The sequence below is a fragment of the Tateyamaria algicola genome (assembly GCF_047715485.1).
In the GTDB taxonomy this organism is placed as follows: domain Bacteria; phylum Pseudomonadota; class Alphaproteobacteria; order Rhodobacterales; family Rhodobacteraceae; genus Tateyamaria.
In genome coordinates, this window is the sequence record NZ_CP180422.1 from 4,015,732 (window position 1) to 4,038,841 (window position 23,110).

The window sequence follows — 23,110 nt, forward strand, 5'->3', positions numbered from 1 at the left end:
GCGGATGTCATGAGCGTGAAAGACAAGGTCATCGAGATCATTGCGGAACAGGCCGTACTTGAACCGGGGGATGTGACCCTGACCAGCACGTTGGAAGATCTCGGGATCGACAGCCTGGGACTGGTCGAAAGCATTTTCGCCATCGAGGAAGAATTCGATATCCAGGTGCCGTTCAACGCAAACGAACCCACCGCCAGCGACTTTGACATCTCGAACGTCCAGTCGATCATTGCCGGCATTGACACGCTGATTGCAGAACAGAAAACCTGATGCACCGCGTTGTCATTACGGGCGCGGGCACGGTCAATGCGCTTGGCCATGACGTGCCCGACACGCTTGAGGCCATGCGCGAGGGGCGCTGTGGCATCGGGCAGTTGGATTTTCAGGATGTTGAGCGTTTGTCGATCCAGATCGGCGGGCAAGTGCGCGGCTTTGAGGCCGAGGGGCGCTATAATCGCCAGCAGATGAGCCTTTATGACCGCTTTACCCAGTTCACGCTGGCGGCTGCAAAGGAAGCGATTGAACAGTCGGGCCTGTCCTTTACCGGGGACACGGCGGCCAAATCCGGCGTGGTGCTGGGCACAGCCGGGGGCGGGGTGAGCACGTGGGACGCCAATTACCGCTCGGTCTATGAAGAGGGCAAGAACCGCGTTCATCCCTTTGTCGTGCCCAAGCTGATGAACAACGCCGCCGCCAGCCATGTGAGCATGGAGCACAACCTCAAAGGTCCGTCGTTTACCGTATCGACGGCCTGTGCCTCGTCCAACCACGCGATGGCGCAGGCCTTCCAGATGGTGCGCAGCGGCATGGCCCCCGCCATGATCACGGGCGGGTCGGAATCCATGCTGTGCTTTGGCGGGGTCAAGGCGTGGGAGGGCTTGCGCGTCATGTCCAAGGACGCCTGCCGCCCGTTTTCGGCCAACCGCAACGGCATGGTGCAGGGCGAAGGCGCGGGCATTTTCGTCTTCGAGGAATACGAGCATGCGCGCGCGCGCGGGGCTGACATTCTGTGCGAGGTCGTGGGCTTTGCCATGTCCTCGGACGCCGCCGACATCGTGATGCCGTCCAAGAACGGCGCGTCGCGGGCCATGGCCGGGGCCTTGGCTGATGCCGGGATCGCGGCGGATCAGGTCGGTTACATCAACGCGCATGGCACCGGCACGGCAGCCAATGACAAGACGGAATGCGCGGCCGTTGCAGATGTGTTCGGCCCCCACGCGGACAAGTTGATGATCTCGTCGACCAAGTCGATGCATGGCCATCTGATCGGTGGCACAGGCGCTGTGGAATTGCTGGCCTGCATCATGGCGCTGCGGGACGGCGTGATTGCCCCCACAATCGGATATGAAGAACCGGACCCCGAATGCGCCCTCGATGTGGTGCCTAACGAGGCGCGCGAGGCCCATGTGGATGTGGCGCTGTCCAATGCCTTTGCCTTTGGGGGCATGAACGCGGTCATAGCCCTGCGCGGCATGTAAAACGACAAAAGCCGCCCCGGCGAGGGACGGCTTTGCCATTTTTCCTGGCGATGCGGACCGGATCAGTTCTGTGCGATAGTCGTTTTGTCAAACGAGGCTGTGAAGCCGGACAGAGACATCGTCAGGTTGACCTTTTGGTCAGGTGCCAGTGCCGGTACGATCGTCACGGTTGCCTTGTTGCCACGGCGGAAGGACGCGACCTCGTCCGCCACAAGACCGACGCGCGAATAACACCCGATCTGGTTGCAGAACGCGAAAGGATAGCGGCGGGCCTGGCCACTGTCGACGACCATGGTCAGTTGTTGGGGCAGGGAGGTTTCAAGCGGCACGATGATAGTGGCACCGGCCACCGCGCGACCTCCCTCGGGCAGGCGGAAGATCGACACTTCGGCCACGGGTGTGCCGTCGCTGTCGGAGAGCAACTGATACATCTGGCAGGGGTCTTCGCCCTCTTCGGTCTTGATGCAGCGCAAATCCCAGTCGCCATTGGTCTCGGCGGTATAGGTCTGGCCCACCTGGGGCAGGCTTGCATCCTCGCCAAGGCTCAGTTGGTTTTCGATCGGCAGTCCGCCGGTCTCGCCTTCGGACGTTTCGGCAGCAGGCGCTTCAGCCGCTGGCGCTTCGGTTTCTGTCTCGGTGGACTGCGCCATCACAGTGGCGGGCATCAGGACTGCGAGGGACAGGGCAAGCAATGAGGTGCGCATATCGGTTCCGGAATTGTTGCGTTTCGAATGGTTGCTAGCATGCCCATGCGGCGCTGTCAGGGGCTTAGCACAAAGTTTTGAGCGTGCAGCCGCCAACGCACCTGAAACTGGGCCCGAAACGCAAAAAAGGGGACCCCAAAGCCCCCTTTTCCAGGTGTTTTTTCTCCCCGTCGGACTGGCCGACTGTTATGGAGCGGAGGTTACGGAACGCACCACTGGCGGTCAACAGCTATTATCCACAAACTCTTCACATAATCCGGAATTGCGGCCCGAAGCGAAAAAAAGGCCGCGCACAAGGCGCGGCCAGTCTGACAGGGAGGAATGTTCCGCGCCAGGAGGACAAATTAGGCGGGAACAAAAACACTATGGCACCCAATCGTTAACTTTGTATGGTCGCTCCGATAGTGCCCGTGGACAAAAGGTTAACGACAATGCCCGACAGTATTTTCATTGGTGGCGGCGGTGTGGATTACGCTGAAAAGCAAGGTCTTACACTGAAGTACGCCAACCGCCACGGGCTGATCGCCGGTGCGACGGGCACGGGCAAGACCGTGACGCTCCAGATCCTGGCCGAGGGGTTTTCGAATGCAGGCGTGCCGGTGTTCCTGTCGGACGTCAAAGGCGACCTTTCCGGCCTCGCCAAGTCGGGCACGCCCGACCACAAGCTGCATGAACCCTTCACCAGCCGTGCGACCAAGATCGGGTTTGACGACTATACCTACCACGCCTGCCCGGTGACATTCTGGGATCTGTTCGGTGATCAGGGCCACCCGGTGCGCACAACCGTGTCCGAGATGGGTCCGCTGTTGCTCGCCCGCCTGCTGGAACTGTCCGAAGCGCAAGAAGGTATCCTGAACATCGCCTTCCGGCTTGCGGATGAAGAAGGCATGCCGCTGCTCGACCTCAAGGATCTGCAGGCGCTGCTGGTCTGGATTGGAGAAAACGCCAAATCCTTGTCCTTGCGCTATGGCAACGTGTCGTCCCAATCCATCGGGGCGATCCAGCGTCGGTTGCTGGTGCTGGAAAACCAGGGCGGCGCGGGGCTGTTTGGTGAACCCGCACTGGAACTGGCGGACCTGATGCGCACCGATGCGGATGGCAAGGGCATGGTGAACATCCTTGCTGCCGATCAGCTTATGGGCGCGCCCGGCCTTTATGCGACGTTCCTGTTGTGGCTGCTCAGCGAGTTGTTCGAGGAACTGCCCGAGGTCGGCGACCCGGACAAACCCAAGCTCGTGTTCTTTTTCGACGAGGCGCATTTGTTGTTCGAGGATGCGCCCAAGGCGCTGGTCGACAAAGTCGAACAGGTGGCGCGTCTTATCCGGTCCAAAGGGGTGGGGGTGTATTTCATCACCCAGAACCCGGCGGATGTGCCGGAGGATATCCTTGGTCAGCTTGGCAACCGGTTCCAGCACGCGCTGCGCGCCTTTACGGCCAAGGACCGCAAGGAATTGCGGATGGCGGCAGAGACCTACCGCGAGAACCCCCGTTTTTCGACCGAAGAAGCGATCCGCGAGGTGGGCGTGGGTGAGGCCGTGACCTCGATGCTGATGAAGAAGGGGGTGCCCGGGATTGTCGAGCGGACCCTGATCCGCCCGCCATCCTCGCAACTGGGTCCCATCACCAAGGCCGAACGCGCCGCCCACATGGCCGCTGGCGACATGGCGGGCAAGTATGACGAGCGGCTTGACCGCAAATCCGCCTTTGAAATCCTGAAGGCGCGTGCCGACAAGGCGGCAGCGGAGGCAGCCGCATCCGAAGAGAAGGCAGAAGAGTTGGAGCCTGTGCTGCGCGAATTCAACGCCGGGCGCCGCTATTCCGGCACGCGCGTCACACGCTCCACCTCTCGCTCTACGCGTTCTTCCACCAGCTTTGGCGAGGCGATGACCAAGATGGTGGTCAAAGAGCTGACCGGCACGACAGGGCGGCGCATGGTGCGCGGCATTCTGGGTGGATTGTTCAAGGGGCGCTGACGTGCCCGCAGCTCAATACATCGACGTCTTGTACCCGGCCTCGAGTGCCTCATCCAACTGGCGCATCTCTCGTTCATCGCTGGGCGCACCATCTGTCTGATCGAGCATGATCTTCATCAGTGACGGCATCTCGCTGCGATCTCGCTGATGGTCTGAATCCCATAGATGTGAGCGCCGAAAGGCCTTGGCGCAATGCATGAACACCTCGCTCACGCGCACAACGATAGCCACCCGCGGCGCGCGGTCGTTTACCCGCATGGAATCCAGCAGGCCCGGATCGGTGACAAGGCTTGCTTCGCCATTCACCCGCAACGTGTCGTCAAAGCCGGGGATGATGAACAAGAGACCCACGCTTGGGTTGGTCACGATGTTGGCCAATGTGTCGAGCCTGTTGTTGCCCGGGCGGTCCGGGATCGCCAGAGTCTTCGGGTCGAGCACCTTTACAAACCCGGCAGGATCGCCGCGCGGGCTGACATCTGCTGTGCCGTCGGCGTTCTGCGTACCGACACACAGGAAAGGCGAAAGTTCGATGAAGCGCCGTGCATGTTTGTCGAGCATCGGCAGCGCCTTTCTGCCCGCCAGATCATGGGTCGGGGGGAACAGGTCGCGCAGCGCCTGTTCGCTCGTGATCTTGTGTGCGGGGTCGAGTTTGAAGTCTTGCATGTGCGTGCCTTTTCCAATCGACCCCGTACTTATTTCTCCGGGATCAGTCCCCGCGGACTGAAGCGCAGGACCAACAGCAACACAAGCCCCATCGTCAGCAGCCGCATGTGTGCTGCGGAGTCCAGAAGGTGGTCACGCAGCCAGTAGCCTTCGGCCATGCCAGCGGTGATCAATTGCATGAGGCCCAAGCCAATCGGTTCGACCATGACCCACAGCCACCAGATCAGAAAGCCGCCCAACACGGCGCCCAGGTTGTTGCCCGACCCGCCCACGATCACCATCACCCAGACAAGGAAGGTAAAGCGCAGCGGTTGGTAGGTGCCCGGCGTCAACTGCCCGTCAAGCGTCGTCATCATCGCCCCGGCGATGCCGCAGATCGCGGAGCCCAGCACAAAGACCTGCAAGTGGCGCGCCGTCACGTCCTTGCCCATGGCTTCGGCGGCGACCTCATTGTCGCGGATCGCGCGCATCATACGACCCCAGGGGGAATGCAGCGCGCGCTGCGCCAGGAGGAACAGGACGATCAGGACCACGGCAAATAGGCCCGCATAGATCAGCTTGACCCAGAGCGTTGAGGCGGTGACCGGGTCCAGCCCAAGGTTGGTGACCCGTTCGACAAAACCGGGATCGTTCTGCAGGTTGATCTCGTACGGGGCAGGGCGGGGCAGGCCCACCACGTTCTTGACCCCGCGCGCCAGCCAGTCCTCGTTCTTCAGCACGGCAATGATGATTTCCGCGATGCCCAGCGTGGCGATGGCCAGATAATCCGAGCGCAGGCCGAGGGCCGTCTTGCCAATGATCCACGCGGCACCTGCCGCCAACAGCCCACCGACAGGCCAGGCCAGCAGGACGGGCAGGCCAAGACCACCAAGGTAGCCCGCATTGGCCGGGTTCACCGCCTCGACCGCCGCGACGCCACTGTCAAACACCGCGCGATACACGAAAAAGCCGATGACAAGGATTGCGATCATGCCAATGGCCCGCACACGCCCTTTGGGCAGTGCGTTATAGGCCAGGATCGCGCCGACAATGGTGGCCGCACCCAGGATAAGCGCGAGGATCACGCGGATACCCCCAGCGGCCCAGGCCTCACCCACAGGCGGCATTGAAATCAGCACGGTGGCCAGACCACCAAGAGCGACAAAGCCCATGATGCCCACATTGAACAGCCCCGCGAACCCCCATTGCAGGTTCACCCCCAGCGCCATGATGGCCGAGATGAGGCCGAAGTTCAGGACAAACAGCGCCGAGTTCCAGCTTTGCACGATGCCGGTGCCAATGATGAGCGCAGCGATGAAGGCGAAATAGAGAATGTTGAGTGTTGTATCGCTCATACCGATTTCCCCGCAAACAGACCGGTGGGCCGGAACAATAGGACGATCAGCAGGATCACAAAGCTGACGGCGAATTTGTAGTCAGTGGACAAAAGTTGCGCCAAACCATCGGGTGCCAGTGCATCCGGCAGCGCGTAGTTTGCCACTTTTTTCCAGGCATAGGTGATCATTACCTCGGAAAACGCGATGGTGAACCCGCCTGCAATCGCGCCGATGGGCGATCCAAGCCCCCCGACGATCGCGGCGGCAAAGATGGGCAGCAGCAGTTGGAAATAGACAAAGGGTTTGAACGATTTGTCGAGGCCGTAAAGGACACCCGCAATGGTCGCCAGTGCGGCGACGATCAGCCAGGTCACCATGACCACACGCTCCGGGTTGATCCCCGAGAGCAGCGCCAGATCCTCATTGTCCGAATAGGCCCGCATCGACTTGCCCGTCCGCGTGCGGTTGAGGAAGTAGAACAGCAGCGCCACGACAATCACGGCCGTGATGACGGTGAGGCCTTGGGTTGTCTTGATCGCGAGGCCTTCCTTGAGGCCTGTAAGCGCCTTGAATTCGCGCACCGAGATGATGAAACGTTCGCCATCCGAAAACCGCTGGTCATTGGGGCCTATGACAAAGCGGACAAGCCCGTTCATGATGAACATCACGCCAAGCGAGACGATCACAAAGATCACCGGCTTGGCCTTTTGCGTGCGGTAAAAGTGATAGACGGTGCGGTCGGTGAACAGGATCAGCGCCGCACAGCCCGCAATGCCAAAGGGCAGGGCCAGAAGGGCTGTGGGCAGGGGGCCTGCGCTGATGCCCATGCTCTGGAACCACCACGTGAACAGGATGGTGACCATGGTGCCAAAGGCCATCGTGTCGCCATGGGCGAAGTTGGAGAACCTCAGGATGCCGTAGATCAGCGTGACCCCCAGCGCGCCGAGGGCAAGCTGCGAGCCATAGGCGATGGCCGGGATCAGGACGAAGTTGGAGAGCGCCACAATGGCGTTGAGGAGGTCCATTACGCTTGCTCCATCTCTACAATGCACGTGTCTTGAGCTGCCAAAACCGAACGGTCTGTCATGAAACTGTTTACATGCACGCTTAGCTTGCCTTGCGCTTCAAAGGATGGCGCTTCATCTGTTTTTGGTACAGCGACACTTAACATCCACGCTCCATGCAGATCGCCGGCCGTAAAGAACGACCAAACGCGTGAACCGAAAGACGCGTCGATAAAAATCGCGGGCCAAGGAAGAGATTCCGGTGATCCAGGTGTCCAGAACTCTGCGATCTCCGTGCTTTCCTGCAAGCGCACTTTTACCGTTATGGGGCCGTCGTCTTGCACATTGCCGCAATCCGAAAAAGCGGGACACGCAAGAACAAACGCGCAGGTTATTAGATAGATCATCCTATCCTCCCAAAAAGCTCTTGCGCACTTCAGGATCGGCCAGCAATTCCTTGCCCGTCCCCGTAAACGCATTGCGGCCCTGCACCAGCACATAACCTTTGTCAGCGATCTCAAGCGCCTGGCGGGCATTCTGTTCGACCATCAGGATCGGGATGCCCGTGCGCGCCACCTCGATGATGCGATCGAACAACTCGTCCATGACGATGGGGCTGACGCCCGCGGTCGGCTCATCCAGCATCAACACCTTGGGTTGGGTCATCAGCGCACGGCCCACGGCGACCTGTTGGCGCTGACCGCCTGACAATTCACCTGCAGGCTGGCGGCGCTTTTCTTTCAGAATGGGGAACAGGTCATAAACCTGCGCCATCGTGTCCGAAAAATCGTCACGCCGGATAAAGGCGCCCATTTCCAGGTTCTCCTCCACCGTCATGGAGGTAAAGATGTTCGAGGTCTGCGGCACAAACCCCATGCCCTTGCCCACACGGTCCTGCGGGGACAGGGCGGTGATGTCCTCACCGTCGAGCCGCACAGACCCCTGACGCACATCCAGCATGCCAAACACGGCCTTCATTGCCGTCGACTTGCCCGCACCGTTGGGGCCGACAATCACGGCAATCTCACCCGGCTCGACCGCAACAGTACAGTCATGCAGAATATCCGGACCCGCACCATACCCACCGGTCATCGTGTCGCCGATCAGAAAGGGGTCAGCCATCGAATGCCTCCAACACTACAGCGCTGATCAGATCTTGATGCGCCGTCTGGTGATCTTTGTGAAACAGGGTGAAACCACTTCTTTGGCTTTGAAAAAACAAAATGCGCCCATTTTGATCAAATATGCTGAACGCTACGACCTGATTTCCGTGCGCGTATACAATTTGCTGACCCTGAAGTTCGCCCAATCGCGCACTTTTCTTTTGAAGCACCGTCGGGGCTTCACCGTCAAAGTCGGCCAAATCGGTCAAGGTCCTGTTCACTGCTTCAGTTTCGACGGGTCTGTCGACAGGCGTTAAAGAGGTCACAAAACCCTCGAACGCTTCACGGACAAATCGCGGGCGGAGGGCCTTTGTGTCAGTCTGCGGAAAGGGCGCCCACGAAGATGGCAAAGCACATAATTCACCAACGAAAGCGACCTCCGTGCAGCGTTCGCCACCACTGTCACTGAACCGCCAGAAGCCATCGTCAAAGATCAACACCTTTTGGTCTTCAACTGTGCCTTGGAGCATGAGCTCTCTGGCTTGTGTCGTTGCACCTGTGAAAAGCAGGGACAATGAGAGCAGTATCCGGACGCTCAAGAATGAGACGACATTCGCTTCGCGACGGATCATGCGCCCACCTTGTCCTTGTTCTTGAGGCCGGTGCCCAGATAGGCCTCGATCACCTGCTCGTTGGCCTTGATCTCGTCCAGCGTTCCCTCGGCCAGCACACGCCCCTCGGCCATGCAGATGACGGGGTCGCAGATCTTGCCGATGAAATCCATGTCATGCTCGATCACGACAAAGGTGTAGTTGCGCTCAGAGTTCAGGCGCAGGATCGCATCGCCAATGGTGTTGAGCAGGGTGCGGTTCACGCCTGCGCCGACCTCGTCCAGAAACACGATCTTGGCGTCCACCATCATGGTGCGCCCCAGTTCCAGCAGCTTTTTCTGCCCGCCAGAGACTTGGCCCGCCTTGTGATCAGCCAGATGTTCGATTGTGAGGAACTCCAGCACCTCGTCGGCCTTGGCGGCCAATGCACGTTCCTCATCCGCAATGCGCTTGCGGCCAAACCAGGTGTTCCACAGCGTCTCGCCCGATTGGGCACCGGGAACCATCATCAGGTTCTCGCGGCACGACATCGAACTGAATTCATGCGCGATCTGGAAGGTCCGCAGCAGGCCCTTGTGAAACAATGTATGCGGTGGCAGGCCAGTAATGTCTTCACCGTCCATGGTCACACGGCCGGATGTTGGTGGAAGAACGCCTGCGATCACGTTGAAAAGAGTGGTTTTTCCCGCACCGTTCGGCCCAATCAGGCCGGTGATTGACCCCTGCGCAATAGACAGCGATGCACCGTCCACGGCATGGAAACCGCCGAAGTGTTTGTGAATGTCGTCAACGACGATCATATATGTCCCCGCGTCACTTTAAGAGTGATCTTCAAGATATTGAAACAGCCCGGGGATTGCGCCCCGGGCTGTCTGATCAAGTCGCGTTAATCTTAGCGGTACTTGGCCGTAGTGATTTCGCCACCTTCGATTACGATCTGGCGATAGTTGCCTGCCGATTCACCGGGGCCGATCAGCTCGACCGCCGTCGCGCCGACATAGTCGATGTCGCCACCGTCCTTGAGGATCTGCAGTGCCTTGGCCAGCTCACCCGGGAAGATCTGTTCGCCCGGTGCGTTGGCCACGTCCATCACGTGCTCTTTGTAGTCGTTGCTGTCCTTGGAATTTGCCGCCTGCATGGCCAGCATGATCAGGGCAGCCGCATCATAGGACTCAGGTGTGAAGGGCGATGTGGCATCGAATGCACCTGCCACCATGTCTGTGAACATCGCGGCCCCTTCGGAGTTGGTGCCGGGGTGCTGGCCGGTCGAGCCTTCGATCTCGTCACCGAAGTTTTCCTGCAGCTTGGCGCCGATCATCCCGTCGGGGAAGTGGAACGTATCGAACGCGCCGGAATCCAGCGCAGCGCGCACGATGCCCGATCCACCCTGGTCGACATAGCCTGCCACAACCAGACGGTCGCCACCGGCCGAGGCCAGCGCGCCGACTTCAGCCGAATAGTCGGCCTTGCCGTCTTCGTGGGCGGCATTGATGGTGACTGTGCCGCCCGCTGCCTCGAACGCAGCTTGGAAGCTGTCCGCCAGACCCTTGCCATAGTCGTTGTTGGTGTAGGTCACGGCAACTTCGTTGATGCCTTCTTCCATCAGGACTTGTGTCATCACGACACCCTGACGTGCATCCGAAGGTGCGGTGCGGAAGAACAGGCCGTTGTCTTCGTTGTCATTGTGGCTGAGGCCCGGCGAAGTGGCCGACGGAGAAACCATGACGACACCGTTGGCCACGGCTACGTTGTTCAGGATCGCGCCGGTCACACCGGAGCAGTCCGCGCCCATGATGCCATCGACCTGGTCGGATGTGACCAGGCGTTCGGCTGCAGCTGTCGCAGCACCCGCGTCGACACATGTCGAATCCGCGCGCACGGACGAGACCGTCGCGCTGTCCAGCAGCAGGCCGGAATCGGTGACTTCTTTCATCGCCAGTTCGGCGCCGTCCGCCATCGAGGGCGTCAACGATTCAATGGGGCCGGTAAAGCCCAGGATGATGCCGATCCTGACTTCCTTGGCGTGGCCGTCCGCAAAGGCAGTGCCTGCCATCAAAGCGGTTGCAGCAGACGCCATAAGCAGTTTTTTCATGTTTTTACTCCCGTTGGATTTTTTATCCTGCCGCAAAGCCTAAGCGGGGCAATTGGAAAAGAAAAGACGAATAGTCCTGCCGCGAACACGTGAATGTGGGTGGATGTACCGGCGCGGCTGCCTACCTGTGGATGGATTGATCAGAGGAGAGAATGTGATGCGTGCCTGGCTTGGTCTTTGCCTGATGTGGATGCCTGTTGCGGCAAGTGCGCTCGATACGGATCGCGGCCCGGTTACTGTCACGCCCGTGGCCACGGGGCTGGATGAGCCATGGGGTGTGGCGCCGCTGCCGGATGGCAGCCTTCTGGTGACAGAACGGGACGGCGCGCTGCGGCGTATCGTTGATGGGCAGGCCAGCGATGTCAGCGGGTCACCGCGCGTCGAGGCGCAGGGGCAGGGTGGTCTGCTGGACATCACAGCCGCTCGAGATTTCGCCCAGAGCCGCACGATTTTCCTGACCTATTCCAAACCCCAGCGCGGCGGCTCTGGTACGGCTCTTGCCGCAGCCGAGCTGAGCGCGGATGGCACACGCCTCGAAAACATGCGTGACCTGTTTGAAAGCGCTGTGGGCGGGCGCACGGGCCGCCACTTTGGCAGTCGCGTGGTCGAGGCGCCGGATGGCACCTTGTATGTCACGATCGGGGATCGCGGTGACCGCCCGTCGGCCCAGGACCGCAGCCTGCACAATGGCTCCATCGTGCGCGTGAACCGCGACGGATCGGTTCCTGCCGACAATCCCTTTGTCGGCACCCAGGGCGTGTTGCCTGAAATCTGGTCCTACGGACATCGCAACCCGCAGGGCGCTGGTCTGGATGCGAGCGGCACGTTGTGGACGGCCGAACACGGCGCGCGTGGCGGGGATGAGGTGAACCGCATCCAGAAGGGCGCAAACTATGGCTGGCCGGTGATCTCTTACGGTGTGCATTATTCCGGCAGATCGATTGGCGAGGGCACGGCGGCGCAGGGCATGGAGCAGCCCGCCCACTACTGGGACCCCTCGATGGCCCCATCCGGGTTGATGGTCTACCAGGGCGACATGTTCCCCGAGTGGAAGGGCGAGATGTTCGTGGGATCGCTGAAGTTCAGCTACATCTCTCGGCTCGCGATTTCCGGGACCGACGTGCGCGAGGTCGAACAGATCGAGGGGGACGAAACCCTGCGCGTGCGTGACATTGTCGAGGCGCCCGATGGCAGCATCCTCTTCATCTCTGTCGGCAACGGTGCGGTCTATCGTATGTCGCGCTGACAGCGCCGCCGTATCGTCGCATTTCCCGCCGACATTCTCATGGCATTGCATCTAGTGGGTCGCGTAACTTGGGGCCACACCCCCTTTTTGCGCCGCGATTTTGACTAGCCAACATCGAAGAAAACTCTATTGTTGCAGCCAATTAAAACTGGATTGGCAATTCTGAGAAAGGCCCAATTAAGACCGGAACAAGAATTGATTTTGTTCTATATTGTTCCTGTTACGTTGAGTGGCCCGTTTGACTAAATCTTTTTTTACAACGACTTGGAGCTTCGAGTTAAAAAGCTTGGAGGCTACCACAACGCCCATCTTCATCTTGACCGCTCCCATACTTTGGACAGGGCCACCGCAGGTTCGTGCGGGAACACTGCGCATGCAACACTCAGCCACAAACACAGCCTTATCTCTGGCTTTCATCAAGGGCCTTGGTATGCGCCTGAAAACCTGTCCCGTCGGCTGAACAAGAGCCTGGATGACATGGTCGCTTGCAACACCAGGCGCGCTGACAGTGTCATCGACGTGACGGCAGATGGTCTCGGCCTGCGCGCCTTGGAAACTGCGCTGTCGATTGGCCGGAGACGGGCCCATGAAATCGACTTTCGCGCAGCGGTCTATTCACCGCTTGGCTTTCGGGATGACGCCCCGGAACGGTGGGAGTTGATTGAGGAGGGCGCGAAGATTGCAGATTTCGTGGGCTGTCTGCCTGAACGCGACGACAGGACGGACTATCCGGATCACATTGGGTACGAAAACACATGTAGCCGCATGCTGGACCTCGCAATGCGCCACGATCTGGACCTGCAAATTCATACGGATCAGGCCAATCACCCAAATGAGAGCGGGACCGAGCGATTGCTGGATGTCATCGACGCGGATGGCGTTGTCTTTGGCACAGAAAACGCGCCGAGGATTTGGGTCGTGCACATGATTTCCCCGTCGCTTTATCCGGACGCACGCTGGAGCGATCTGGTGACACGCCTGCGGCGCGCGAATATCGGTGTGATCTGCTGCCCGTCGGCGGCGATTGGGATGCGCCAGTTGAGAGGCGTGATGACACCGACCACCAACTCCATCGCGCGGGTGCTGGAACTGTGTGCCGCAGGGATTCAGGTGCGCCTTGGCAGTGACAATCTGGCGGACATGCTGTCACCCTCATCCACCGCGGATTTGACCGACGAGGTGTTCATGCTGTCGGCTGCATTGCGGTATTATGACATCGACGTGTTGGCGAAACTGGCTTGCGGTCAGCCGCTGGGCCAAGATGACGTCCGTTCCATTGAGATGCACCTGGAGGCAAACGATGTTGAAATGGCTAAAGCAATGCGTCGGTGGGGCACCATCGCGTAAGCACGCCAATGCGCCTTTGCATCAGGACGCACTGAACCTGACAGACCCGCGCACCATCGCTGCATTCAAGGAGACGGCCAAGGCGCTGCGAGAGCACAGGCCGGTTTGTCCCGTGACCTCCGGGGGTGTTTTGTTGCTGCGCCCGGACGACGTAAAGGCCGCGTTTTCGAACAAGCTGCTGTCAAACCAGCCGTCGCGGTTTTCGGCCTTGGCGCCCAGGAACACCGACAAATACGTCGCGGCCTCTGTCGCGGCGAACATTCCGCCCTTTCTGGACGCGCCACGGCACGTCGATATCCGCAAGTGGTTGAGCCGATGTTTCTTTGAACGCATGCGCACGTTCGAACCTCAGATCGCGGGTATTGCCCAAACACATATCGATGCTATCGCCCCGGCGACTCGGCTCCTTTTGGTCGAGCACATCGCCCGCGATTTTGTCGTCGACACGATTGGCAAGTTTGTCGGGGTGGAGGTTGCGCCCGCAGACATGAAGCAATTCACCGGTGCGCTCTTTCGGTTGTTTGCCCCGGCGTCAGATGCCGAGACGTTCGCGCAGACCAATACCGATCTGGCGGCTGCGCGGCAGCAGTTGGTCCACGCGTTGCACGAACGACGCAAAGACCAATCAGCCTGCCTTCTCAACTTGCTTGATCAGGACGGTCAGTCAGATGTGAGCGGCGCGGACAAAGACCTCATGATCGCCGACAACGCGCTGTTGATCCTGGCGGATGGCGTGGAAAACGTGGAGGCGGCCATCGCTTACGTGATGATGCGGTCGCAATCGCAGAACGCGGATATCACCCCGGACTTCGTGCGCGACACGATCGCGGCAGATACGCCCGGGCAAACCATCGCGCGCATCGCCTCGCAGGATTTTCTGATCGGCGGCGAAAGAGTATCTGCCGGAACCCCTGTGTTTTTGTCGCTTGCCAGTGCAAATGATGCGGCCGCGCCGAGCGAAGATTTCAGTTTCGGAATGGGGCGCCACAGATGCATTGGAGAGTCGCTGGCGATTGCCATGATCTCGACCTTTTGCGCAATCCTGTCCGAGCGGGGGCCGCAAATTGACACATCGGACCTGCACTATGCAGCGATGTTCGGGCACAAATGGCCCAGAGGTGTCACGCTCAGGCTGACCCGCTAGGCTGGCACACGAAGACTGGGCAAAACATTTGGCATGACCAACACCTTGCGCGCGCCGCTGGATTTCGACGTGAACCGCATCACGCCCTGGCTAACCAGACAGCAGGATATCCAAAGCGGCAGACGCTTGTCAGGAAACGAAAGCTCAAAGCTGAGTTCGACCACTTCGGACGGCGCGATCTTTCGATCAAACGAAGCATAGCCAGCACATGCAGTGCGCAGATGGTTGTCCAGGTTCAGCAGATCGACTTGCACCGACAGGCCGCTTGTGGCCGTCGGTTCCCACACCTGTTGGGACGTGTTCTGAACGGCAATCCTGACCGTACGGCGCGCGCCCCTTTCATAGACCAACGGAAAGTCCAGTATCTTGATCTTTGCGCCAGGCGGCTGCATCCGCCTTGCCAAATCCCATCCCGTGGCGGGGGTTGGCCCCGCTTCGACCGCCGGGGCGGCGCCATCAATCGCACCATTCAAAACAGCCACATGGGGCGCAAGATCGATTGCTGCAAAGCGATGATCGGAATCGACATTGAGGATCTGTGCGCCAATCGGATGAACAAGATCTAACGCCAGATCATAATGCGCAAAGTTATTGCGCGCGGAGTTCTTCTTGCACTTCGACATGCAATGGATCGTGGGGAAGTTCACTTGGCGGTCAGGCCAGAAATCAAAGCTGATGAACACCCGAATGTCGCGCCCCATGTCCCTGAGCTGATCTGCCGTATGCAACATGACTGATGCGCCGCCGCAAAACCCTCCGAGGGAAATCGAACCGCTGGGCTGGATCGTATCAATTTCACGGGCCAATTGACGGGCCAACGCGTCAAAATCGGATACATCCCGCTTTTTGAACCGGTACAGCGAGCCTGAAAAATACACCGGACGCTTTTGCCCGAGCGTGTCCACAACCGGTTGGATTTCGCCTGCACCCTGACTGGCCCAGAACAGCGGGGCGCCGGATTTCAGGCTCCCAACGCCGTGCATCAACCCGCCCGCGATTGTTGCCCGCCCGGGCCAGCCCGCCATGTTCTGTCGGACATACCGGATGGCCCGGCTTTCCTCTTCAACCGTTGTCGGCTTGGCGTCGGACAACGAGGCCACGAGGCCCGAAAAGGTCGGGTTTTCAAACAACTGGTTGGACGAAATACTTCGCTTCAGCTTGGTCTCAAGGCTCAGCAACAGCTGCGTCGCACTCAGACTGTCGCCGCCCATGTCAAAGAAATCATCATCCCCAGCAGGAACGCGGCATTTCAGAATACGCGCCCACTGGGTCGCCACGGCTTTCGCCTCGGGCGACAGCGATACGTCAGACGCAGCGTGCCCCCCGGTACGCTCAAGCCAGGCGCGGGTGCCTTCGCGCTTCAAAAGAACCCGGTCGACCTTGGCGTTTGCCAGTCGCGGCAATTGATCCACAACCGAAACTGCATTGGGACATTTGAAATCAGCAAGGCGCGTCGCCAAAAACTGCTTTACTTGCGCGACCTCATGCGGCGCGCGTGTCGCAACAGTAAGGCCCACCTGTTCACCCAAGCTTGGATGCGGCAATGCATAGGCCGCAGCCTCGATAATGTCCGGCATCAACAATGCTGCGGTTTCAATTTCATGGGGCGACACCTTTTCGCCGCCCACGTTGATCATCTCTTTCAAGCGGCCGCGCAGAAAGAGATAGCCATCATCGTCCACCACGCCCAGATCGCCAGTGCGAAACAATGCGTCAAAGAACACCTCTTCCCTGGCCATGCCTTCATATCCGTCAAACACAGTTGGGCCCGTGACGCAGACTTCTCCGACCTTGCCGGCCTCAACAGGGTTTCCGAACCCGTCCATGATGGCGACCGAAACACCGACGGGTTTTCCGACGCTGCCAGGCTTGGCTGATTTTGGATCACGCCCGTTTGTTGCAATTTGACCGGCGGTTTCCGTCATTCCGTACATCTCGACGACGGGACAGCCGAACAGGTCTTCGGCTGATTGCCGCAGGTCTGCGGGCACAGGGGCTGCGATGCTGCGAATGAATGTCAGGGACGTGGCTGCGTCGCGGATCACATCCGGATCAAGGTCTTCGACCATCCGGCGCAGGATGGTCGGCACGATCTGGATCCAGGTCGGCCGCTTTGCAATGATTTCATGCGCCAGCTGTTCCGGAGCCCGCTTGTCAGTGATCGACACAGCACCCCCGACGCTGAGCGGGGCAAGCAATACATCAACCAAAGCACCGATATGAAAAGTGGGCAGCGCATTGAGCGCATGATCCTGCGAGGACAGCTGGTGGCCTGCCGCGATGTTCCTGGCGGATGCATTGATCGCGTCGATGCGGATCGGAACCCGTTTGGGCAGACCAGTCGAGCCGGAGGTATGGAGGATCAAGCGCCCGGAATGCGCGGAAAGCGCATCACGTGGTGGAACGGCACCTGATGTCATGCCCTGCCAGGCGGACGTGACAAGCGCATCCCAGTCCACAACCCTCGGAACCTGAAAGAGGTGCCCTTTGTTGGCCAAAAACTCCGACGACAGGATGGCGCAGTCCGCGCCAGAGCTGTCGACCACATGCGCGATCTCTGAATCCGTCAAGTTCGGATTGATTGGCATGTAGTCAAACAGTTCGGTGATGAACAAAAGCGCGAACAGCGATGTTTCATCGTCTCGCAGACAGCCGACAACGCGCACGGGAGGGTTTTCAATCTGCCCGGCAAATTCCTGTCTGATCCAGTTTCGCAGTCTGTGAAGATCATCGAAGCTGAGTGACCAGTCGTTGCTGATGAGAGCCGTCTGGGACCCGAAAGGAAAGTCCATCTTCATAGTCGTGACTGCCACCAACACACTTCAATCGATCATTACTGCCTGTTCACTTTGTTTGACTTGGTGCTTCGCCGCAACTGCCTTGTGGCGCGTCAGTGTTGCGCAGACGACGGCGCGACTGCTGTCGCCGCGCTATGTCAAACGGAAAACCGATACCAAAGATGGAGTAAATGGCGGAGAGGCAGTCCGTATAATCCTTGTTTTTTAAGGTTCGACTGAATTCGCACATTCTCACAATAATCATTTAATTACAGGTATATAAATTCATGGCCTCTCATTGACGTTCGCACTCGTTCACCTTAAATCGAGGGAAAGTGTGGGAACAAATGTGGGAACAATATGCCCTTGAGCGTACAGAAAGTAAAAACAGCACGGCCCGGACGCCATGGCGACGGGCGCGGGCTGTTTCTTTATGTCAAACCATCCGGGGCGCGGTCTTGGGTTCTGCGCTATCAGGTGCAAGGGAGGCGGCGTGATTTGGGCCTTGGGTCATTTCCCGATGTTTCACTCGCAATGGCTCGTGACCGCGCATTGGAAGCACATCGCCTCATTGCCGAGGGCGAAGACCCCATAGCCAAAAAGCAGCAAGCCAAGTCCAAGACCTTCAAGGACGCCGCGCGGGAACTGATCGAAAGCAAAAAGCCCGGTTGGAAAAATGCCAAGCACTCCGCGCAATGGACTTCAACGCTGGAAGCATATGCCTTTCCCAAGATCGGGCAGGTTCAAATCGCAAGGATAGAAACTGCGGACGTAATCGCTGCGCTCACCCCGATATGGTCTGCGAAACCCGAGACCGCGAACCGCGTTCGGCAACGGATCGAAGCAGTGCTTGACTATGCATCTGCGCTTGGCATTCGCACAGGGGACAATCCAGCGCGTTGGCGCGGCCATCTCGACCACCTCTTGCCGAAGCCCAAGAAAGTCCGCGCTGTGAAGCACCACGCGGCGTTGCCTCATTCGGAGATTGCCGGGTTCATGGCGGATTTATCCACGCGTCAGGGCGTTGCGGCGCGGGCGCTCGCCTTTACCATCTTGACCGCCGCGCGGTCGGGCGAGACGCGCGGCATGACATGGGCTGAGGTCGATCTGGACGCAAAGGTCTGGACGATCCAGGCAGAGCGCATGAAGGCGGGCAAGGAACACCGCGTGCCTCTTACGGATGCAGCAATAGCCTTGCTCGGCGCAAAGGGCGAAGAGGCCGCGCTCGTCTTTGGCAGCGAAACGAAGGCAGGCAAGCCGATTTCCGATATGAGTATGACCGCTGTTCTGCGCCGGATGGAGCGTAACGTGATCACCGTCCACGGTTTCCGTTCCACTTTCCGCGATTGGGCGGGAGAGACCACAGCCTTTCCTCGCGAAGTCATCGAGGCGGCGCTTGCCCATGGCATCAAGGACAAGGCCGAAGCTGCCTACGCCCGTTCTGATCTGTTCGACAAACGCCGCGAGTTAATGAGGGCATGGGCCACCAAAACAATCAGTCACAACTTCGGGCAAAAAATCATCTCAATTTCAGCAAATCAGGGTCGGGGCCCATAAACCGGCTCTAACTACAACGGCAGCGTCCATACCAGCACCGGACGTTCGCCGATATCGCCGCTATGACTGAGTTGCGGACAATCCCGCCAAACAGTTTTCGCGCTTCGCCGACGCAGCATCCGTTCGCGCGTGCGGCACATTTTTTGCTGCGACGCAATGCATGTCGTCAGACCGGTTGTTGGCTTTGAGGCGCCGCCCGCTGTCGGCGGGCAGGACCCCATGTGAGGCAGGCATCTGAAGCGGCGCGTTCGAACTGTGCCTGGCACATCGTGCAGCCCCGAGGGCCGTCGGCATGGTCCGCAGCATGACATAACCGTGGACGCGCGGTGAATCCCCGGCTAGGGTCCATGCGTACTATTGTGTTGTTTTTCGTTGTTTTTCAATAATTCACGGAGCTTGGCCGTGCATCAGCCTGTCCTTGTGGCAATTGTCGCCGCAGTCCTATCTGCATATCTTCCTGTAGCCGCCAGCGGGCAACAGTCGGACCGCGGGGTGTCGGTCCTGTCCAACTTCATGGGCTGTCGCAACGGTGAACGTGTGCCCGCAGGGTCGAACCCGACCCGTGGTGGGACCCCGACAGAGGACGGTGCCAGGACGTATGACTGGGCAGTCGCAGACGGGACCGCCGATCCGACCATTGCAACGGCGACGCCCTGTTTCGCCCGCGCGGATGGAGTCTGGCGCCCGGACATCGAGGTCTCGCTGCGCAGGGACGTGGATGTCAGCATGTGGAGCGGCGATGCCAATCTGTCTTCGCTGGCACATGGAATGTATACGCAACCGGGGCTTGTCGTTCTCAGCATAAGCCCGGACGGCAACACGGTCACGGTACGTGACACCGCCAACACCCTGCGCAGCACAGTCTATGAGGCGGAGGACAACACGCCGCTGACAGAAGTGATGTCGAACCGAAGGCAGTCCAAGTTCTATACGGCGCGCGGGGCTGCCGGGCACGGCGATCGGCTGGAGTTGGGGACAACACGGTCGGGACGATCAGAGCTCCGCCTGGGGGCGGACACCTATGTCCGGCCTGCGGCCCAGCCGCGGTTCGGTCATTGCCTGCGTGGCGCGGACGACGGCGGCGACTCAATCGCTGCGGCCTTCCTGACCATCGAGAACCTGCGCGCCATCCAGCGCGGCTATGATGTCGTGTTCCAGAACCCCTTTTTCCTGCTGGACAACAACAAATCCGCCGTCTTTGCCCTGTCTGACCGGAAGTGCCTTGTGGAGCGGCTGGAGGTGCCCGAGGGCTGGACCATGATTGTCGAAGGGACGCAGGGGGCCATGAGCCACCAGTCGATCGTCACCAGCCAGAGCGAACACCAGACCATCACCGGAGCAAACTTCGGCTTCGGTGTCGAGATCGGCGGAGGGGAGGACGAGGATGCCGGGTCTCTCCGGCCCGGGGTGGGCTACAGCTATGAACACTCGAAGAACGAAGTGAAGGGGATGCAGGACAGCGATACGGTCGGGTCCGTGATCGCTTATTCCCGGCAGAAAATCATGGCGCTGGTGTTCAACGAGGGCGAGGTTGCGCTGTCCGACCGGTTTGTCGACCTGGTCTACCGGATCCAGAGGCAGGGCGCGGACGACACTCAGGTACTGGACGAAATGATCCGCAGCTTCGGGACCCACTATCCCTATGCCATCACCTTCGGCGCAAATGCGCGGCTGACACGCTCGATTGAACGTGCCGCTTACACGGAGTCCCTAAAAAACGACGAATCCTTCAAACACTCTGCAAGTGCACAGGGTTTGGGGGTGTCGTTGAATGCGACATACGGTGAATTGAGCGGCACCGCCTCGTCGACCTCCGACAGCTATGAGACCGAGGATTCGACCTTTGTCGCCGTGAACGGGAACGGGTCCTGGAACGAGAACGGATATTCCGCCGGGTCCAGCCCGGCTCCGATCCTTCTGGATCTCAGGCACCTCGATACGTTGCTGACCCCGGTCTATTTCCCGGACGAGCCAGAGATCTACACCCGCGTCCGGGCCCGGGTCGCAGACCACATTGACGCCTACCTGCGCGGATACCAGGACCTGATCAGCCGGGACTCGCTTGCGCCGCGACATCCGCTGCCGCACAAACACATGTTCCATTTCCGGCCTGCAGGCGGTGAGACGTTGAGCCTGATGGTCTGCGAGACGACGGAACACGGTTTCAGCGGCTATTATGTGCTGGGCGGCGACTTGCGTGATCTTCAGGAGGGTGAGAACCCGCTGACACGCTACAGCGCATACCGGATGAAACGGGAAACGCTGGCGGACGGCAGGCTCAGCTGGACCGGGTTCGAACGCGACGGAACCTTCCTGCCTACACAGATCGAGGTTATCGAGGGCAGCGCGATCCGCGTCGGCGTGTATGAAAACTTCTTTCAGGCACTCGACCCGAACAAGGGCCGGGTCAGCGCCGCATCCGACAGGCTCGCCTTGACGCTGGACATGGAAGCGGTCGGCAAACCCTGCTGGGACGTCGCGGCGTTGAAGGACGAAGTCCTGACGGAAGAAGCAAAGGCATTGGAGGATACGGAATGAGCCATGTGATGGCGGCGCTGGCCGTCCTTCTGGCAGTAGCGCTCACGCTGCCTGCCACCCCGGCCCAGGCCTGTTTCGGCTGCTGTTTCGGCAAGAAATGCGGCAAGACCAAAAGCGCGGCGAAGCCGCCGGTGCAGCAGTCGCAGGCTGCGACCCGGTCCAACTCCACATCCTCGAAGGGGCGCGGAAAACAAAGCGCAGCGGCTGCCGGTGTTCTGAAACGGCAAACGACAACCGCCCGCGCGTCTTCGACCACCAGGGGGCGGGCGCGGACAGCGTCCCAGAACGCGCCACGCAAGTCGCAGCAGGGCGCTGCGCGGACCGCCAACTCCCGCAGCTCAGCCGGAACGCGCGGTTCCAGATCCAGAGCGTCCACATCCGCCGGGACGGGCAATGCGCGCAAATCGGCGTCCGGTTCCCGGGTCGCGCCCCAGGTACAGGCGCAGAACGGTCAGTCCAGCCAGGGGCGCGGCACTGCCGCCCGCACACGGACCAACTCGCTGACGGACACATCGTCGGTGAACACGCTCGCCAGCCCGGTCACCCCTCGGCTGACCAGGGATGATGCCGGCAATCCCATCGATCAGGCCCAGTCGGAGCAGCAGACGGCCCAGCAGGCGGAAATCAACCGGCAGACCCAGACCCGGCTGGCCGGACGGCGGGCCGCAGCGGAGCGCCGTCGCAGCCTTGGCCGCAAGCGCCAGCCGGGGAACGGACAGGAACAAGAAGGACAGGGACAATGACCACAGACGGAACCACGCGGGCAGAGCTTGTAGTCGGGAGCCTCATGACGTCGCTGCGCATGGCGTTGGGAACACTGGCCTGCACACTGGCGCTCAGCAGCCCTGCCGCAGCCCAGGACTACCAGCCCGACGTGCTCGAAATGCCGGACGGGCTCGGGTATTTCTTCGACTGGGACCCGGCCTACGACATGGCGGGCGGCGGAACAATCGAGTTCTGGACCATGCCGTTTTTCGAAGAGGCCCCGGGCTATGAACCGTTCATCGTGTCCAGCGCAGGTGAACTTGGCGCGTCCTATGCCGTGGCAATGACCGAGGCCCGCGATGGGCTGGTCCTTCTGGCCGGGGATGAAGAGGGTGTGATCGGGTACGATTTCACCGTGGGCCGGCCCCATCACGTCGCCATCAATATCTACGAGGACGGCACGGTCGTTTACGTCAACGGGGAGCCGCGGGCCGACTTCGACTTTGTCGTTCCGGCCCTGCCTGCGACGGCGTTGTTCCTTGGCACTGCCAACGGCGAGGATGCGGGGTATCAGGGTATGATCGCCCAGCTTCGGTTCTGGGGAACGCCCGTGGATCCCGACTATCTGGACGAGTTCAAGCTCAAGCCGCCCTTGTCGCCGGAAGGGGATCACCCCGATGTCGAGTTCCTGCGCGCGATGAGCGATTTCTCCGCGGAATCGATCGACATCATCGAAGCTGTGACCCCGCGCTGATCCGGCCAGCGGTAAAAGCGGTCGCCCATCTCAGCACCGGGCGTGCAGCGGTTCGCCGCGGTGCTGCCCAGTGCGCAAAGGCCGGGATACACCGCGCC

General features: G+C 60.0%; 20 protein-coding genes. 10 read left to right on the plus strand and 10 right to left on the minus strand.

Translation table 11 applies throughout. The annotated features are described in order from the left end of the window. Positions 1-9: 9 nt before the first annotated feature. Together ACMHLQ_RS22290 and ACMHLQ_RS22295 are read left to right on the plus strand one after the other, a co-directional pair. On the plus strand, positions 10-270 hold the full coding sequence (locus tag ACMHLQ_RS22290) for an acyl carrier protein (protein ID WP_415402853.1): 261 nt from the start codon (positions 10-12) through the stop codon (positions 268-270). Further along, positions 270-1,478: a beta-ketoacyl-[acyl-carrier-protein] synthase family protein gene (locus ACMHLQ_RS22295; protein WP_415402854.1), complete on the plus strand. Its 1,209-nt coding sequence runs from the start codon at positions 270-272 to the stop codon at positions 1,476-1,478. The genes ACMHLQ_RS22290 and ACMHLQ_RS22295 overlap by 1 nt, the downstream gene beginning before the upstream one ends. A 62-nt stretch (positions 1,479-1,540) precedes the next feature. Here ACMHLQ_RS22295 and ACMHLQ_RS22300 read toward each other — a convergent pair whose 3' ends face one another. Then, positions 1,541-2,182 carry an invasion associated locus B family protein gene (locus ACMHLQ_RS22300; RefSeq protein WP_415402855.1) on the minus strand — a complete coding sequence of 214 codons (642 nt, stop codon included), beginning with the start codon at positions 2,180-2,182 and terminating at the stop codon, positions 1,541-1,543. A gap of 431 nt (positions 2,183-2,613) precedes the next feature. On the opposite strand from ACMHLQ_RS22300, the gene ACMHLQ_RS22305 reads away from it, so the two are divergent. Then, positions 2,614-4,155: a helicase HerA-like domain-containing protein gene (locus tag ACMHLQ_RS22305; protein WP_415402856.1), complete on the plus strand. Its 1,542-nt coding sequence runs from the start codon at positions 2,614-2,616 to the stop codon at positions 4,153-4,155. 12 nt (positions 4,156-4,167) lie between these two features. Here the strand turns inward: ACMHLQ_RS22305 and ACMHLQ_RS22310 are convergent, their stop codons facing one another. The 8 genes from ACMHLQ_RS22310 to ACMHLQ_RS22345 form a co-directional block, all read right to left on the minus strand. Further along, positions 4,168-4,818 (minus strand): pyridoxamine 5'-phosphate oxidase family protein, encoded by a 651-nt coding sequence (locus tag ACMHLQ_RS22310; RefSeq protein WP_415402857.1) that lies wholly within the window; start codon positions 4,816-4,818, stop codon positions 4,168-4,170. Positions 4,819-4,847: 29 nt separating this feature from the next. After that, on the minus strand, positions 4,848-6,152 hold the full coding sequence (locus tag ACMHLQ_RS22315; RefSeq protein WP_415402858.1) for a branched-chain amino acid ABC transporter permease: 1,305 nt from the start codon (positions 6,150-6,152) through the stop codon (positions 4,848-4,850). Further along, positions 6,149-7,159 carry a branched-chain amino acid ABC transporter permease gene (locus ACMHLQ_RS22320; protein WP_415402859.1) on the minus strand — a complete coding sequence of 337 codons (1,011 nt, stop codon included), beginning with the start codon at positions 7,157-7,159 and terminating at the stop codon, positions 6,149-6,151. The genes ACMHLQ_RS22315 and ACMHLQ_RS22320 overlap by 4 nt, the downstream gene beginning before the upstream one ends. Then, positions 7,159-7,545 (minus strand): hypothetical protein, encoded by a 387-nt coding sequence (locus tag ACMHLQ_RS22325; RefSeq protein WP_415402860.1) that lies wholly within the window; start codon positions 7,543-7,545, stop codon positions 7,159-7,161. Before ACMHLQ_RS22325 ends, ACMHLQ_RS22320 begins: the two co-directional genes overlap by 1 nt. Before the next feature lies 1 nt (position 7,546). After that, positions 7,547-8,260 carry an ABC transporter ATP-binding protein gene (locus ACMHLQ_RS22330; protein WP_415402861.1) on the minus strand — a complete coding sequence of 238 codons (714 nt, stop codon included), beginning with the start codon at positions 8,258-8,260 and terminating at the stop codon, positions 7,547-7,549. Beyond that, a complete protein-coding gene (locus ACMHLQ_RS22335) occupies positions 8,253-8,873 on the minus strand; it encodes a hypothetical protein (protein WP_415402862.1) in 621 nt (206 codons plus the stop codon). Before ACMHLQ_RS22335 ends, ACMHLQ_RS22330 begins: the two co-directional genes overlap by 8 nt. Beyond that, positions 8,870-9,652 carry an ABC transporter ATP-binding protein gene (locus ACMHLQ_RS22340; protein ID WP_415402863.1) on the minus strand — a complete coding sequence of 261 codons (783 nt, stop codon included), beginning with the start codon at positions 9,650-9,652 and terminating at the stop codon, positions 8,870-8,872. The genes ACMHLQ_RS22335 and ACMHLQ_RS22340 overlap by 4 nt, the downstream gene beginning before the upstream one ends. 92 nt (positions 9,653-9,744) lie before the next feature. Beyond that, positions 9,745-10,944 (minus strand): ABC transporter substrate-binding protein, encoded by a 1,200-nt coding sequence (locus tag ACMHLQ_RS22345; protein ID WP_415402864.1) that lies wholly within the window; start codon positions 10,942-10,944, stop codon positions 9,745-9,747. Between the two features lie 157 nt (positions 10,945-11,101). On the opposite strand from ACMHLQ_RS22345, the gene ACMHLQ_RS22350 reads away from it, so the two are divergent. From ACMHLQ_RS22350 to ACMHLQ_RS22360, 3 genes are all read left to right on the plus strand, one after another. Beyond that, the gene (locus ACMHLQ_RS22350; RefSeq protein WP_415402865.1) at positions 11,102-12,190 is read left to right on the plus strand and encodes a PQQ-dependent sugar dehydrogenase; all 1,089 of its coding nucleotides are present in this window, start codon (positions 11,102-11,104) and stop codon (positions 12,188-12,190) included. Positions 12,191-12,667: 477 nt separating this feature from the next. Further along, positions 12,668-13,537, plus strand: a complete 870-nt coding sequence (locus ACMHLQ_RS22355) for a hypothetical protein (protein ID WP_415402867.1) — start codon at positions 12,668-12,670, stop codon at positions 13,535-13,537. Then, positions 13,491-14,681 carry a cytochrome P450 gene (locus ACMHLQ_RS22360; RefSeq protein WP_415402868.1) on the plus strand — a complete coding sequence of 397 codons (1,191 nt, stop codon included), beginning with the start codon at positions 13,491-13,493 and terminating at the stop codon, positions 14,679-14,681. The genes ACMHLQ_RS22355 and ACMHLQ_RS22360 overlap by 47 nt, the downstream gene beginning before the upstream one ends. Here the strand turns inward: ACMHLQ_RS22360 and ACMHLQ_RS22365 are convergent. Next, positions 14,678-17,347, minus strand: coding sequence for an AMP-binding protein (locus tag ACMHLQ_RS22365; protein WP_415402869.1), 2,670 nt, complete (start codon positions 17,345-17,347; stop codon positions 14,678-14,680). The two genes, ACMHLQ_RS22360 and ACMHLQ_RS22365, sit on opposite strands and share 4 nt — an antisense overlap. A 471-nt stretch (positions 17,348-17,818) precedes the next feature. Between ACMHLQ_RS22365 and ACMHLQ_RS22370 the strand changes: the two genes are divergently transcribed. The 4 genes from ACMHLQ_RS22370 (at position 17,819) to ACMHLQ_RS22385 (ending at position 23,012) form a co-directional block, all read left to right on the plus strand. After that, positions 17,819-19,015 carry a tyrosine-type recombinase/integrase gene (locus ACMHLQ_RS22370; RefSeq protein WP_415402870.1) on the plus strand — a complete coding sequence of 399 codons (1,197 nt, stop codon included), beginning with the start codon at positions 17,819-17,821 and terminating at the stop codon, positions 19,013-19,015. Between the two features lie 402 nt (positions 19,016-19,417). After that, entirely contained in the window at positions 19,418-21,553 is a 2,136-nt protein-coding gene (locus ACMHLQ_RS22375; RefSeq protein WP_415402871.1) for an MAC/perforin domain-containing protein, read from the plus strand. Beyond that, entirely contained in the window at positions 21,550-22,296 is a 747-nt protein-coding gene (locus ACMHLQ_RS22380; RefSeq protein ID WP_415402872.1) for a hypothetical protein, read from the plus strand. The genes ACMHLQ_RS22375 and ACMHLQ_RS22380 overlap by 4 nt, the downstream gene beginning before the upstream one ends. Further along, complete coding sequence (locus ACMHLQ_RS22385; RefSeq protein ID WP_415402873.1) at positions 22,293-23,012, plus strand: LamG-like jellyroll fold domain-containing protein; 720 nt, start codon at positions 22,293-22,295, stop codon at positions 23,010-23,012. Before ACMHLQ_RS22380 ends, ACMHLQ_RS22385 begins: the two co-directional genes overlap by 4 nt. The last annotated feature ends 98 nt before the right edge of the window (positions 23,013-23,110 follow it).

Coding starts and splice junctions, on each gene's coding strand:
- ACMHLQ_RS22385 (WP_415402873.1), top strand. CDS start 22,293: ATGACCACAGACGGAACCACGCGGGCAGAGCTTGTAGTCGGGAGCCTC.
- ACMHLQ_RS22340 (WP_415402863.1), bottom strand. CDS start 9,652: ATGATCGTCGTTGACGACATTCACAAACACTTCGGCGGTTTCCATGCC.
- ACMHLQ_RS22360 (WP_415402868.1), top strand. CDS start 13,491: ATGTTGAAATGGCTAAAGCAATGCGTCGGTGGGGCACCATCGCGTAAG.
- ACMHLQ_RS22310 (WP_415402857.1), bottom strand. CDS start 4,818: ATGCAAGACTTCAAACTCGACCCCGCACACAAGATCACGAGCGAACAG.
- ACMHLQ_RS22355 (WP_415402867.1), top strand. CDS start 12,668: ATGGTCGCTTGCAACACCAGGCGCGCTGACAGTGTCATCGACGTGACG.
- ACMHLQ_RS22300 (WP_415402855.1), bottom strand. CDS start 2,182: ATGCGCACCTCATTGCTTGCCCTGTCCCTCGCAGTCCTGATGCCCGCC.
- ACMHLQ_RS22295 (WP_415402854.1), top strand. CDS start 270: ATGCACCGCGTTGTCATTACGGGCGCGGGCACGGTCAATGCGCTTGGC.
- ACMHLQ_RS22320 (WP_415402859.1), bottom strand. CDS start 7,159: ATGGACCTCCTCAACGCCATTGTGGCGCTCTCCAACTTCGTCCTGATC.
- ACMHLQ_RS22370 (WP_415402870.1), top strand. CDS start 17,819: ATGCCCTTGAGCGTACAGAAAGTAAAAACAGCACGGCCCGGACGCCAT.
- ACMHLQ_RS22315 (WP_415402858.1), bottom strand. CDS start 6,152: ATGAGCGATACAACACTCAACATTCTCTATTTCGCCTTCATCGCTGCG.
- ACMHLQ_RS22290 (WP_415402853.1), top strand. CDS start 10: ATGAGCGTGAAAGACAAGGTCATCGAGATCATTGCGGAACAGGCCGTA.
- ACMHLQ_RS22380 (WP_415402872.1), top strand. CDS start 21,550: ATGAGCCATGTGATGGCGGCGCTGGCCGTCCTTCTGGCAGTAGCGCTC.
- ACMHLQ_RS22345 (WP_415402864.1), bottom strand. CDS start 10,944: ATGAAAAAACTGCTTATGGCGTCTGCTGCAACCGCTTTGATGGCAGGC.
- ACMHLQ_RS22335 (WP_415402862.1), bottom strand. CDS start 8,873: ATGATCCGTCGCGAAGCGAATGTCGTCTCATTCTTGAGCGTCCGGATA.
- ACMHLQ_RS22330 (WP_415402861.1), bottom strand. CDS start 8,260: ATGGCTGACCCCTTTCTGATCGGCGACACGATGACCGGTGGGTATGGT.
- ACMHLQ_RS22325 (WP_415402860.1), bottom strand. CDS start 7,545: ATGATCTATCTAATAACCTGCGCGTTTGTTCTTGCGTGTCCCGCTTTT.
- ACMHLQ_RS22305 (WP_415402856.1), top strand. CDS start 2,614: ATGCCCGACAGTATTTTCATTGGTGGCGGCGGTGTGGATTACGCTGAA.
- ACMHLQ_RS22350 (WP_415402865.1), top strand. CDS start 11,102: ATGCGTGCCTGGCTTGGTCTTTGCCTGATGTGGATGCCTGTTGCGGCA.